Annotated in this window: 9 protein-coding genes and 3 tRNA genes; 4 read left to right on the top strand and 8 right to left on the bottom strand. The window is 53.8% G+C overall.

Translation table 11 applies throughout. The features are described from left to right. Positions 1–9 precede the first annotated feature (9 nt). The 3 genes from amiB to nnr are packed head-to-tail and all read right to left on the bottom strand — an operon-like array spanning position 10 to position 3,338. Entirely contained in the window at positions 10–1,341 is a 1,332-nt protein-coding gene (amiB, locus tag OOJ59_RS13520) for an N-acetylmuramoyl-L-alanine amidase AmiB (RefSeq protein ID WP_160955486.1), read from the bottom strand. Positions 1,342–1,357: 16 nt separating this feature from the next. Next, positions 1,358–1,819, bottom strand: coding sequence for a tRNA (adenosine(37)-N6)-threonylcarbamoyltransferase complex ATPase subunit type 1 TsaE (tsaE, locus tag OOJ59_RS13515; protein WP_008786002.1), 462 nt, complete (start codon positions 1,817–1,819; stop codon positions 1,358–1,360). Continuing rightward, positions 1,791–3,338, bottom strand: a complete 1,548-nt coding sequence (gene nnr / locus OOJ59_RS13510; RefSeq protein WP_160955485.1) for a bifunctional ADP-dependent NAD(P)H-hydrate dehydratase/NAD(P)H-hydrate epimerase — start codon at positions 3,336–3,338, stop codon at positions 1,791–1,793. Before nnr ends, tsaE begins: the two co-directional genes overlap by 29 nt. Between nnr and queG the strand changes: the two genes are divergently transcribed. After that, positions 3,337–4,476 carry a tRNA epoxyqueuosine(34) reductase QueG gene (queG, locus tag OOJ59_RS13505; RefSeq protein ID WP_085048474.1) on the top strand — a complete coding sequence of 380 codons (1,140 nt, stop codon included), beginning with the start codon at positions 3,337–3,339 and terminating at the stop codon, positions 4,474–4,476. The two genes, nnr and queG, sit on opposite strands and share 2 nt — an antisense overlap. A 269-nt stretch (positions 4,477–4,745) precedes the next feature. Here queG and OOJ59_RS13500 read toward each other — a convergent pair. The 4 genes from OOJ59_RS13500 to orn form a co-directional block, all read right to left on the bottom strand. Further along, a tRNA-Gly gene (locus OOJ59_RS13500) sits at positions 4,746–4,821 on the bottom strand. 156 nt (positions 4,822–4,977) lie between these two features. Beyond that, positions 4,978–5,053, bottom strand: a tRNA-Gly gene (locus OOJ59_RS13495). A 37-nt stretch (positions 5,054–5,090) separates the two neighbouring features. Further along, positions 5,091–5,166, bottom strand: a tRNA-Gly gene (locus OOJ59_RS13490). A gap of 241 nt (positions 5,167–5,407) precedes the next feature. Further along, positions 5,408–5,953, bottom strand: coding sequence for an oligoribonuclease (gene orn, locus OOJ59_RS13485; protein WP_006686300.1), 546 nt, complete (start codon positions 5,951–5,953; stop codon positions 5,408–5,410). A 105-nt stretch (positions 5,954–6,058) separates the two neighbouring features. On the opposite strand from orn, the gene rsgA reads away from it, so the two are divergent. From rsgA to mscM, 3 genes are all read left to right on the top strand, one after another. After that, positions 6,059–7,111, top strand: a complete 1,053-nt coding sequence (gene rsgA / locus OOJ59_RS13480) for a small ribosomal subunit biogenesis GTPase RsgA (RefSeq protein ID WP_170973222.1) — start codon at positions 6,059–6,061, stop codon at positions 7,109–7,111. 90 nt (positions 7,112–7,201) lie between these two features. Beyond that, positions 7,202–8,170 carry an archaetidylserine decarboxylase gene (gene asd, locus OOJ59_RS13475; protein ID WP_160955484.1) on the top strand — a complete coding sequence of 323 codons (969 nt, stop codon included), beginning with the start codon at positions 7,202–7,204 and terminating at the stop codon, positions 8,168–8,170. 17 nt (positions 8,171–8,187) lie between these two features. Then, positions 8,188–11,502, top strand: a complete 3,315-nt coding sequence (gene mscM, locus OOJ59_RS13470) for a miniconductance mechanosensitive channel MscM (protein ID WP_038636503.1) — start codon at positions 8,188–8,190, stop codon at positions 11,500–11,502. A 94-nt stretch (positions 11,503–11,596) separates the two neighbouring features. Here mscM and yjeM read toward each other — a convergent pair whose 3' ends face one another. Beyond that, positions 11,597–13,099 carry a glutamate/gamma-aminobutyrate family transporter YjeM gene (yjeM, locus tag OOJ59_RS13465; RefSeq protein ID WP_038636500.1) on the bottom strand — a complete coding sequence of 501 codons (1,503 nt, stop codon included), beginning with the start codon at positions 13,097–13,099 and terminating at the stop codon, positions 11,597–11,599. Positions 13,100–13,239: the final 140 nt, after the last annotated feature.

Here is a 13,239-nt window from a genome sequence, read left to right as displayed (position 1 = left end):
GGCTAATCCTTAATTTGTTAACGTGTTGCCAGGCGACACGGCGCTGGCGGTTTGCGCCGGTGCGCCCTGCGGCCCGGTTTGCATCGGGTGCGCCTGGAAATAGTTACGTAATCCTTTGTAAATCGCCTCGGCCAGTTGCTGCTGGTAATCATCGCTCGCCAACAGACGCTCTTCGCTGTTGTTACTGATAAAGCCAGTTTCAACCAGCACTGACGGGATATCCGGCGAACGGAGTACCCCAAGACTGGCGTGTTCCGGCCGACGTTTATGCATTGAGCCAATACGTTCTAACTGACCGATCATGCTGGTCGCCACATCATACCCGACGCGTTGCGAATGACCGAACTGCAGATCCAGCACGGCCTGGCTGAGGTAAGGATCGGCCTGGCTGTTGGCCAGCACATCGCCCGCACCACCTAACAATTCTGATTGCTTCTCATGCTGTTCCAGCCAGCCAGCCATTTCACTGTTCGCCCGGCGGTTTGACAGTACCCAGACGGAAGCGCCAGTGGCATCCCGGTTTGGCGCGGCGTCAGCATGAATCGAAACCAGGAAGTTGGCGTTTTGTTTACGCGCAACGTCGGAACGTCCCATGACCGAGATGAAGTAATCGCCATCGCGGGTGAGGACGCCTTTAAACATCGGGTCATCATTCAGCAAACTGCGTAGTTTACGCGCCACGGCAATCGTGACATTTTTCTCACGCGTACCGCCGGGACCAATTGCGCCGGGATCCTGTCCGCCATGCCCGGCATCAATGGCAATAACCACTTTGTCGCCGCTATTGGTGCTGGCGCGCGCCGCAGGTCGCGTGGACGTATTACTGCTGGTAACCGCCGTAGTGCGATCGTTTTCCGCTTTAAACGGATTACGTGCAGGCTCGGCAGAGCGCGGGGCGACAACCGGCGCTTCGACACGTTTCGCAACCACCGGAGGCGGTGGAGGCGGCGGTGGCGCATCGGCCTTGATGGTAAACACGACGGTATAATTACCGCCGTTCTGGCGTTTTACGGCATCGGCTTTGCCGTTCTCGGTTAAATCCACCAGCAGGCGCAGAGACTGCGCGTCTTTTGGCGTACCGGAACGGATAGATTTGACCAGATTATTACCGCTAAACAGCAACGGTAATCCCTGAATCACACCGGTTTGTTTAATATCCAGCGCGACGGTTCGTTTCCCATCCTGCGAAACGGCGTATTCAGGATCGCCGATAAAACTCAGCGTAATCCGCGCCTGTTGTTCGCCGTTGGAAACCTGAAGATCGGAGAGGCTGGCGGCCCCTGCCTGCGCGCACAGCAGGACCAAGGTTGCCATCAGCCAGTTTCTGATGCGATAAATCATCCCGCCACCCTTAAGGTTAATCGGCTAAACGCGCCAGCAATAAATCACCCGATGAGGAGACTGCGCTGACGCGCGCCTCTCGACCTTGTGCCTGGTATTCGATGTGTATTTCGACGTCCGGGTCTGGCAGAACACCTTTACCTTGTTGCGGCCATTCCACCAGGCAGATGGCATCATTGGCAAAATAATCGCGGATCCCCATAAATTCCAGCTCCTCCGGGTCCGCAAGTCGATACAGATCGAAGTGATAAACCATCAAATTATCGAGCGAATAGGGTTCAACCAGCGTGTAAGTCGGGCTTTTGACATTACCTTTATGACCTAACGCCTGCAGGAATCCACGGCTAAAAGTGGTTTTGCCCGCTCCCAGGTCGCCGTACAAATAAATTACCGTCGCGCCGTCACAGGCTTTGGCTACCCGCAGTCCCAGGTCTAAAGTCGCCTGTTCATCAGGTAGTGGAATTACTCGATTCATCATGATAAACGTCAATCACATCAGGGTTAACAATACGCTGTAGCGTAGTAAAGAGATCGGTCGCCAGCATGCCGCGCGTACCAAAACGCGCCGCCAGCACATCCGCCGCCGCACCGTGCGCAACACATCCCGCACATGCTGCATCATACGGGGTAAGCTTCTGTCCGAGCAATGCGCCAATAATACCGGAAAGCACATCACCCATTCCGCCGCTGGCCATGCCTGCATTGCCGGTATCAATAATACCCAACTCAGCCGGTTCAACAGCAACAACCGTACCCGCGCCTTTCAGCACTGCCACGCCTCCGTACCGTTTTACCAGACGTTGTGCACAAAGTAAGCGATCGTCTTCAATTTCTGCAATGGAACAGCCCAGCAGTCGCGCGGCTTCTCCCGGATGCGGCGTGATCACGCGATTGTGACGTTTATCGGGGTTGAATGCCAGCAGGTTGAGCGCATCGGCATCCCAGAGCATCGGTTTGCGAAAATTCTCGACCTTTTGCAGCGCTTTTTTGCCCCACTCCTGCTGACCAAGCCCAGGACCAATGACGACAACATCCGCCCACGCCAGGCTTTCATCCAGAGTCTGCGGCGTTAGCGTATCAACCATCAGTTCCGGCCTGGCGGTCAGAATCGGAGCGATGTTTTCACTGCGGGTCAGCACTTTGACCAGCCCGGCTCCTGCACGCAGCGCCGCTTCACCGGCCATACGTATTGCGCCTGCCGTCCCGTGGTCCCCCCCGATAATCACCAGCCGACCGTGGGAACCTTTGTGCGAGGTAGGTCGGCGTGGCGTCAGCCAGTGCGCAAGCTGTAGAGCATCAAAACGTTGAACTGGCGCATTCTGCCCAGCCAGCCAGTCGTCCAGCCCAAGCGCGTTAACATGTAGGCGTCCGGTGACATCGCGCGCTTTACCGGTTAACAGGCCTGGTTTGAGCGCAATAAAGGTGACGGTATGCGCCGCATTGATGACCGTACCCGGTGTCGCCCCTGTTTGCGCCAGCAGGCCGGAAGGAATATCTATCGCCACGATGGGGGCTGGGTAAGTATTGGCACGTTCAATCAATACCGAGAGAGCCTCACGCGGCGCGTGTTTTAAGCCAGTCCCTGACAGCGCGTCGATGATGACGTCCACGCTACCAGGCCAGGTGATATCCGCAGCATGAATGACGCCACCGGCGTTAAGCCAGGCATCGCGCGCCTGCTGTGCTTCCTCCGGAAGTGGTTTGTCACTCTCTTGCGCCAGCAGCGTGACCTCAAGCCCCTGCGCTTTGGCAAGCCTTGCCACTACGTAGCCATCGCCGCCGTTGTTGCCATGACCGCACAGCACCAGCCAGTGTTGAGCGTGCGGATAGGCTTCGCGGGCGACCTGAAACGCGGCCTCTCCCGCCCGTTGCATCAGTTCGTACAACGTCAGCCCTAAGCTGTCTGCCGCCTCTCGCTCCATCCGCCTGATGTCATCGGCGTACCAGATGGAGTGTGGTATACTTGCGGGGTTTTTCTTCATTGTATGGTCCGTCATGTCAGAGCCCCTAGATCTCAATCAGTTAGCGCAAAATATTAAGCAGTGGGGGCTGGAGCTTGGCTTTCAGCAGGTCGGTATTGCCGATACCGACCTCAGCGAAGCGGAGCCCAAACTGCAGGCCTGGCTGGATCAACACTATCACGGCGAGATGGACTGGATGGCCCGTCACGGCATGATGCGCGCCCGACCTCACGAATTATTGCCCGGTACGCTACGTGTCATCAGCGTACGTATGAACTATCTCCCTGCCAAGGCGGCCTTTGCCAGCACGTTGAAAAACCCCTCTCTGGGTTACGTCAGTCGCTACGCGCTTGGGCGCGACTACCATAAGCTGCTGCGTAACCGCTTAAAAAAGCTGGGCGAGATGATTCAACAACACTGCGTTTCGCTGAATTTTAGACCTTTTGTCGATTCCGCGCCCATTCTTGAGCGTCCGCTGGCGGAAAAAGCCGGGCTTGGCTGGACAGGTAAGCACTCACTTATCCTTAATCGCGAAGCCGGTTCATTTTTCTTCCTTGGTGAATTACTGATCGACTTGCCCTTGCCGGTCGATAAGCCAGTAGAAGAAGGATGCGGGAAATGTGTCGCCTGTATGACCATCTGTCCCACCGGGGCCATCGTTGAACCCTACACCGTAGATGCGCGCCGTTGTATCTCTTATCTCACTATCGAACTGGAAGGCGCTATCCCTGAAGCGTTTCGACCCTTGTTGGGGAATCGCATTTACGGCTGCGATGATTGTCAGCTCATTTGTCCCTGGAACCGCTATTCGCAGTTGACGGTCGAGGATGACTTTAGCCCACGCAAGCAGCTTCATGCTCCGGAGTTAATAGAGCTGTTTAGCTGGAGCGAAGCGTGGTTTTTAAAAGTCACTGAGGGGTCTGCCATTCGTCGTATCGGTCATCTGCGCTGGCTGCGAAATATCGCTGTTGCGTTGGGCAATGCACCCTGGGATGAAGCCGTAATTAACGCCCTGGAAAACCGTAGAGGTGAGCACCCACTTCTCGACGAACACATAGAGTGGGCGGTTGCTCAGCAAATTGAGAAGCGAAACGCCTGCGTAGTTGAGGTGCAGTTGCCGAAGAAACAACGTTTAGTCAGGGTCATCGAAAAGGGTCTACCGCGCGACGCTTAAGTCATCCACAGCTTGTGTATAAAAATAAAAACACATTGATATTCAAGAGGGAAAAAATCGTCAAGTGATCGCATTAACAATTTGAAATGATAATTAATCCAATAATTTCAATGTGTTAAAATGATACTATTAACCAGGCGAAGTTTTTTGCATTCCAGGAATAATACCCGGGCCTGTGGATAAGTCTGTTTACAAGAGTATGTCAACGACGAAACAAAACGTCCCCAACGCGATTCTTCGTTGTGGATATTTTTTTTGAGGTAAGAATTTGGAGCGGGAAACGAGACTCGAACTCGCGACCCCGACCTTGGCAAGGTCGTGCTCTACCAACTGAGCTATTCCCGCATAATCTTCGTCTTTCGAACCGCTACTGCGTTGGCTGCCTTCACTCGCCTTAGTCACTTACTTCAGTAAGCTCCTGAGGACTCATTCAGTTGCCGCCTTGTCGCAATTCGAAATCCTGCGATTGGTGGTCTGTGCTTAATAAGCACTTTCAAATTTTGGAGCGGGAAACGAGACTCGAACTCGCGACCCCGACCTTGGCAAGGTCGTGCTCTACCAACTGAGCTATTCCCGCTTGGGTGCGTCTGTGCTTAACAAGCACTTTCAAATTTTGGAGCGGGAAACGAGACTCGAACTCGCGACCCCGACCTTGGCAAGGTCGTGCTCTACCAACTGAGCTATTCCCGCAAATCTGTACTGCTTTTGTTGCTGCCGTAACGCGTAATTCTCTGTCGTTACGGGAGGCGCATTATACGAGAAATCCGTTTAGCTGCAACCCCCCTAAAAGCGATTTTCTTGTTTTTTCGTTTAAGTGCTGAATTTATCGGCAAGTCGTTTAATTTAGCGACAATCCTGACTTAGTGCAAGCTCGCAGGAACGATTTTCGTAGGCCGGGTAAGGCGCAGCCGCCACCCGGCAATCCACAAAATCAAAGCTTAATAAAATGTTCGCGGTAGTAAGCCAGCTCAGCAACCGACTCACGAATATCATCCATCGCCTGATGCGTTCCCTGCTTGGTGAAGCCAGCAAGGATTTCCGGCTTCCAACGACGCGCCAGTTCCTTCAGCGTGCTGACGTCGAGATAGCGATAATGGAAATACGCTTCCAGCTCCGGCATGTATTTAAACAGGAAACGACGATCCTGACCGATGCTGTTGCCGCAGATAGGTGATTTTCCTGCCGGAACCCATTCTTGCAAAAAGGCCAGCGTGGCCAGTTCTGCTTCGCGATCGCCCATGGTGCTCGCCTTTACCCGTTCCACCAGCCCACTACCGGTATGCGTACGTACGTTCCAGTCATCCATTAATGCCAGTTGTTCGTCGGACTGGTGCACCGCAATCGTCGGTCCTTCAGCCAGAATATTTAGGTTGGCATCCGTCACCAGCGTGGCGATCTCAATAATGCGATCGCGCTCGGGATCCAGACCTGTCATCTCCAGATCGATCCAAATCAGGTTGTTTTCATTGGCACTCATGCTATTTTCCACCCTTCAGCGTCACATTCAGTGTGACTATATTCATCTAAAATTGCGTGTATCATAAATGTTTTGCCCATCATGGGCGACCAGGAGCCAGTCCGATTGAGTAAGAATAAACTCTCCAAAGGCCAACAGCGCCGTGTGAACGCCAATCACCAGCGTCGTCTGAAAACGTCCGCGGAGAAGCCAGACTACGACGACAACCTGTTTGGCGAAACCGCTGAAGGCATCGTTATCAGCCGTTTTGGCATGCATGCCGACGTGGAGTCTGCTGACGGCGACATTCACCGCTGCAACATCCGCCGCACAATTCGTTCACTGGTTACCGGCGATCGCGTAGTCTGGCGACCAGGTAAAGCGGCAGCAGAAGGGGTAAATGTCAAAGGCATCGTTGAGGCGGTTCACGAACGTACCTCGGTGCTCACACGTCCTGACTTTTACGATGGGGTAAAACCCATTGCCGCCAATATCGATCAGATCGTTATTGTCTCAGCCATCTTACCGGAGCTGTCGCTTAATATTATCGACCGCTATCTGGTCGCCTGCGAAACGCTACACGTTGAACCGATTATCGTACTGAATAAGATCGATCTGCTGGATGCCGAAGGTATGGCCTTCGTTAACGAACAGATGGATATCTATCGCAACATTGGCTATCGCGTATTGATGGTATCAAGCCGCACGAAAGACGGTCTGAAACCGCTTGAAGAAGCGTTAACCGGTCGTATCAGCATTTTTGCCGGCCAGTCGGGTGTAGGTAAATCCAGCCTGCTCAATAACCTTCTCGGCCTGCAGGAAGCGATCCTGACCAACGATGTCTCCGACAACTCCGGTCTTGGGCAGCACACCACCACCGCTTCTCGCCTGTATCACTTCCCGCACGGCGGCGACGTTATCGACTCCCCTGGCGTACGCGAGTTCGGACTGTGGCATCTGGAACCGGAACAAATCACCCATGGCTTTGTCGAATTCCATGACTACCTGGGTCATTGCAAATATCGCGACTGCAAGCATGATGCCGATCCAGGCTGCGCTATCCGTGAGGCTGTAGAAAAAGGGGAAATAGCCGAAACTCGGTTTGAAAATTATCACCGCATCCTGGAAAGCATGGCGCAGGTAAAAACGCGTAAAAACTTTTCTGATACTGACAACTGACAACTAAGCTAAGCATCGCTAGAATCGTCCCCTTTTTCAGGATCCGGCCCATATGCCGGATCGGGAACAAATTATGGCCTGGAGGCTACCTTGTTAAACTCATTTAAGCTTTCGCTACAATACATTCTGCCGAAACTATGGCTCACTCGCCTGGCGGGCTGGGGTGCGAGCAAACGAGCGGGATGGCTGACCAAACTGGTGATCGAGCTGTTCGTGAAATATTACAAGGTCGATATGAAAGAGGCGCAAAAGCCGGATACCGCCAGCTATCGCACCTTTAACGACTTCTTTGTTCGTCCCCTGCGCGACGAGGCTCGTCCAGTCAATACCGATCCGAATGTACTGGTCATGCCTGCCGACGGCGTGATCAACCAGTTAGGTAACATCGAAGAAGACAAGCTGTTACAGGCCAAAGGGCACAGCTATACGCTTGAAGCGCTGCTGGCCGGCAACTACCAGATGGCGGACAAATTCCGCAACGGTACGTTTGTGACCACTTACTTATCACCACGCGATTACCACCGGGTACATATGCCATGTAACGGTATCCTGCGCGAAATGATGTACGTGCCAGGCGACCTCTTCTCTGTAAACATCCTGACAGCGCAAAACGTACCTAATCTGTTTGCCCGTAACGAACGCGTTATTTGCCTGTTTGATACCGAGTTTGGCCCAATGGTGCAAATTCTGGTCGGGGCGACTATCGTTGGCAGCATTGAAACCGTATGGGCTGGCACCATTACCCCACCGCGCGAAGGCGTAATTAAACGCTGGACCTGGCCTGAAGGCGAAAGCGAAGGGTCAGTGGCACTGCTGAAAGGTCAGGAAATGGGCCGCTTTAAGCTCGGTTCCACCGTCATCAACCTGTTCGCACCGGGCAAAGTTAACCTGGTTGAGCAATTGCAGGACCTTTCAGTCACGAAAATCGGTCAGCCAATGGCCATCTCAACCGAGACTTTCGTGACGCCAGAGGCAGAACCTGCCCCGCTGCCGAAAGAAGAGATCGAAGCAGAACACGACGCCAGCCCGCTGGTTGACGACAAAAAAGACGAAACTTAAACATAGGAATCGCTGCTGTGCGCCTGATTATCACTTTTCTGATGGCCTGGTGCCTCAGCCTGGGGGCGTACGCTGCGACGGCCCCCGACGCCAAACAACTCACCCAGGAACTGGAGCAGGCCAAGGCGGCGAAACCCGCTCAGCCAGAAACCGTCGAGGCTCTCCAGTCCGCGCTGAATGCCCTTGAGGAGCGGAAAGGCTCTCTCGAGCGCGCCGCGCAATACCAGCAGGTTATTGATAACTTCCCCAAGCTCTCCGCAACGCTACGCGCACAGCTTAGCAATCTGCGTGACGAACCGCGCAACGTACCAACCGGACTGACAACTGATGCGTTAAACCAGGAGATCCTCCAGGTCAGCAGTCAGTTGCTGGAAAAGAGTCGTCAGGCCCAGCAGGAGCAGGATCGCGCCCGGGAAATCGCCGACTCGTTAAGTCAGCTTCCTCAACAGCAAACCGATGCCCGCCGCCAACTAAATGAGCTTGAGCGGCGTATTGGTACCGCCAACGCCAATCCCGCGCAGAATCAGGCGATGCAGGCTGAGTCCGCCAAACTCAAAGCCCTGGTCGATGAACTGGAGCTGGCGCAGCTTTCCGCCAACAACCGTCAGGAACTGGCACGTATGCGCTCAGAACTGGCGGAAAAACAGAGCCAACAGCTCGACGCCTATCTGCAGGCATTACGTAATCAACTCAACAGTCAGCGGCAGCGTGAAGCTGAGCGAGCGCTGGAGAGTACCGAACTGCTGGCGGAAAACAGCGCGGGGCTGCCCGAAGGCATTGTTGACCAGTTCAAGGTAAACCGCGAACTGTCCCAGGCCTTAAACCAGCAGGCGCAGCGTATGGATCTGGTCGCGTCGCAACAGCGTCAGGCCACCAGCCAAACGCTGCAGGTGCGGCAGGCGTTGAATACGCTGCGCGAACAGTCCCAGTGGCTTGGGGTCTCGAATATGCTGGGGGAAGCGCTACGCGCGCAGGTATCTCGTCTGCCCGAAATGCCCAAACCTCAGCAGTTAGATACCGAAATGGCGCAGCTACGTGTGCATCGTATGCGCTATGAAGATCTCCTCAATAAACAGCCGCAACTACGCCAGATCCATCAGGCCGATGGGCAACCGCTGACCGCGGAACAGAGCAGCATCCTCAACGCCCAGTTGCGCACTCAGCGTGAATTGCTGAACTCTCTGTTACAGGGTGGCGATACGCTGATCCTTGAGCTGACCAAGCTAAAAGTCTCCAATAGCCAACTGGAAGATGCGCTAAAAGAGGTCAACGAAGCGACGCACCGCTATCTGTTCTGGACGTCTGACGTCAGCCCTATCTCCCTCTCATGGCCTGTCGACATTGTTCAGGATCTGCGGCGTCTGATCTCATTAGATACCTTTAATCAGTTAGGTAAAGCCAGCATCATGATGCTGACCAGCAAAGAAACGCTACTACCGCTGTTCGGTGCGTTGGTACTGGTTGGATTTAGCCTCTATTCTCGCAAACACTTTACCCGTTTTCTTGAACGCTCGTCCGCGCGGGTGGGTAAGGTGACCCAGGACCACTTCTGGCTGACGATACGCACGGTATTCTGGTCAATACTCGTCGCCTCGCCGCTACCGGTACTGTGGGCCACCCTGGGTTACGGTTTGCAGGAAGCCTGGCCTTATCCGTTGGCCGTCGCTATCGGCGATGGCGTAACCGCCACGGTGCCCATGCTATGGGCGGTGATGATTTGCGCCACCTTTGCACGCCCTAACGGTCTGTTCATTGCCCACTTTGGCTGGCCGCGTAATCGCGTCGCGAAGGCTATGCACTATTACCTGATGAGCATCGGACTGATTGTCCCGCTGATCATGGCAGTAATTATGTTTGATAACCTCAATGACCGGGAATTCTCCGCCTCATTGGGACGCTTGTGCTTCATCCTGATTTGCGGCGCACTGGCGGTCGTGACTCTGAGCCTGAAGCGCGCCGGAATACCGCTGTATCTCGATAAAGAGGGCAACAGCGATAACATGGTCAACAGCATGCTATGGAATATGCTGATGGGCGCGCCGCTGATTGCCATCCTCGCGGCCGCAGTGGGCTATCTCGCCACATCGCAAGCTTTGCTGGCGCGTCTGGAAACGTCCGTGGCTATCTGGTTCTTGTTACTGGTGGTATATCACGTCATCCGCCGTTGGATGCTGATCCAGCGCCGCCGCCTGGCGTTCGACCGCGCCAAGCATCGACGCGCCGAAATGCTGGCGCAGCGCGCGCGGGGTGAAGAAGAACCGCCGCACTCCACCAGTCTTGAAGGCGCGATTGACGTTGATGAAAGCGAAGTGGATCTGGACGCGATCAGCGCGCAATCGCTGCGTCTGGTGCGCTCTATTCTGATGCTTATCGCTCTGCTTTCAGTCATTGTGCTGTGGTCGGAAATTCATTCCGCATTTGGCTTCCTGGAAAACATCTCGTTGTGGGATGTCACCTCTACGGTGCAAGGCGTGGAAAGCTTAGAGCCGATCACGCTGGGCGCGGTGCTCATCGCGATACTGGTATTTATCATCACCACCCAGTTAGTGCGCAACCTCCCCGCGTTGCTGGAGCTGGCGCTGCTGCAACATTTGGATTTAACCCCCGGCACCGGTTACGCCATTACCACCATTACCAAGTATTTGCTGATGCTGATTGGCGGTCTGGTTGGCTTCTCGATGATCGGCATTGAGTGGTCCAAACTGCAATGGCTGGTGGCTGCTCTCGGTGTTGGTCTGGGCTTTGGTTTGCAGGAAATCTTCGCCAACTTTATTTCCGGCCTGATTATCCTGTTTGAGAAACCGATTCGCATTGGCGACACGGTGACCATTCGCGATCTTACCGGCAGCGTGACGAAGATTAACACTCGCGCCACCACCATCAGCGACTGGGACCGCAAAGAGATCATCGTGCCCAATAAGGCCTTTATCACCGAGCAGTTTATCAACTGGTCGTTGTCAGATTCGGTCACCCGTGTGGTGTTAACTATCCCGGCGCCGTCAGAGGCTAACAGCGAGGAGGTCACGCAGATTTTGCTGACTGCCGCGCAGCGCTGTTCGCTGGTTATCGATAACCCGGCGCCAGAAGTCTTTCTGGTAGATCTGCAGCAGGGGATTCAAATCTTCGAACTGCGTATTTATGCCGCAGAGATGGGACACCGTATGCCGCTGCGCCATGAGATCCACCAGCTGATTCTGGCAGGCTTCCGCGAACACGGTATTGATATGCCATTCCCGCCGTTCCAGATGCGTCTGGAGAGCCTTGGCGGTAAACAAACGGGAAGAACGTTAAGTTCTGCGGGCAGAGCCAGCCGCCCGGCGGGAAGTTTGTAGCGCATAATTCAGGCAAGACATGCCGGATGGCGACCCGTTGGGTCTTATCCGGCCTACGAAAATGCTTCTTTGTAGGCCGGATACGCCAGGACGGTTACTCCACCGCCCACTCAGGTTCGTTGGCCATGCGACGGCTATAGTTCTGATAAATCGCCATCGCCAGCAGCGAGAAGAAGATCGGGCCGCCGGTCATCCACAATGCGCTGTTCCAGTCCCCGGCTTCAATCACCGGCTGGATGATGGTGAACACGTTGGCAAACGTCACCACCAATACCACCACGCCTGTTGTCAATAACGTCGCCGCCCGCGTTTTAAAAATCACAAACGGCCTTTCCAGATCCGTACGCGCTTTAAAGAATGGGAAAGCCAGCGCAAGGAACAGATACGGCAGCGTCATTGAGACGTTCGCCATCAGGGTCAGTTTGTTATAAAACGCTGAGGCCGTGTCGCCGCCAAACGAAACCAGCAGGATAAACAGGCTCACCAGTAAACACTGCAACCACATTGCCGTCGTCGGCATCCCCACCGCATTCAGCCTGGTCATCGGCGCGGGCCACAATGCCTTCGGCGTTCCCTGAATAATCGCTTTCAGCGGCGAGTAGCTGAGCGTGAAAAAAGCGCCAGTATAGGCGAGGAACATAGAAAGACCGGTGATACGCGCGAACCATACACCCAACGCCATCGCGCTTTCCGGGGAAAGGTGCAGTGCATTACCCAACGTCATCCCGAGGCTTTTCATCAGGATATAGGTGATGTTGCCGAGGTTGACCGAGCCATCACTTAATACCTGTTGCCAGTTGGTGCTAACGCCCCATAAAAATATCGCCAGTGAATAACCGACAGAAATGACAATAGCGGCAAAGACAATCCCTTTCGCGAAGTTCTTTTCTGGCTTTTCTGTTTTATCTACCAGTCCGCCCACGGCCTCAATTCCGCCGTAAGCAAAAATAGCAAACACAACAAATGACAACATTGCCAGACCGGACTGATATCCCGGATTAGGCGAGGAGATAAAATTAATATCCTGCGCAAAGTGGCCACCCGTTAATAACAAAATAGCGACACTCACTAACAACAAAACTAAATTAAGACACATTACGGCAATTCCACCTACAGCCGTAATACGGGCAATCTTATTAATCCCCCGTGAGGCCACGCAGGTCACCAGAATCATCCAGCCGACGGCGAGCAGCCCGACAACCTGCGTAGGCTCAAGCCCGGCAAAACGCCAGTGCTGCGTCATGTCTGCGCCAAATAAGAAGGTCGAAAAAGGTACCCAGACCTTTGCCGCCGTGCTGACCATCCATATCACATAGGAAGAAAACCACATAAACGTGCCGATAAACGCATAACGTGGCCCAACGCTATTATTCATCCACGAATAGATTCCACCCTCTTCTTTCCGATAGGCGGAACCCATTTCCGCCATCATTAAAGCAAATGGAATAAAAAATAATAATGCGGAAAATATATACCATGGAATCGCGCTGTACCCCATTAAATAGAACGCGGAGGGGCTGTTAGCAAAACCAAAAACAGACGTAAATATCATAAGGATGAGACCAATCAGGCTCATCTTTTTTATTGTTTGGGTCATTAAACCATCCCTTACTCTGGCAAGCGTTTCACAAACGCCGCTCACCGATTGGCACTGCTCTCATTGCGGAGTTCAGCGATAAAAAATTAACACAGAATTGATACCTGAAAGATATCAAACATCCAGATGTAAATTGTGGC

The organism is Citrobacter sp. W9, assembly GCF_026719375.1.
In the GTDB taxonomy this organism is placed as follows: Bacteria; Pseudomonadota; Gammaproteobacteria; order Enterobacterales; family Enterobacteriaceae; genus Citrobacter; species Citrobacter werkmanii.
Note: the sequence above shows the minus strand (reverse complement) of the source record. Positions and strands in the feature narration are given on the sequence as shown.

Excerpts from the sequence above, each read along its gene's own strand:
- yjeM (WP_038636500.1), bottom strand. The coding sequence starts at position 13,099 with ATGACCCAAACAATAAAAAAGATGAGCCTGATTGGTCTCATCCTTATG.
- orn (WP_006686300.1), bottom strand. The coding sequence starts at position 5,953 with ATGAGTGCCAATGAAAACAACCTGATTTGGATCGATCTGGAGATGACA.
- amiB (WP_160955486.1), bottom strand. The coding sequence starts at position 1,341 with ATGATTTATCGCATCAGAAACTGGCTGATGGCAACCTTGGTCCTGCTG.
- tsaE (WP_008786002.1), bottom strand. The coding sequence starts at position 1,819 with ATGATGAATCGAGTAATTCCACTACCTGATGAACAGGCGACTTTAGAC.
- nnr (WP_160955485.1), bottom strand. The coding sequence starts at position 3,338 with ATGACGGACCATACAATGAAGAAAAACCCCGCAAGTATACCACACTCC.
- queG (WP_085048474.1), top strand. The coding sequence starts at position 3,337 with ATGTCAGAGCCCCTAGATCTCAATCAGTTAGCGCAAAATATTAAGCAG.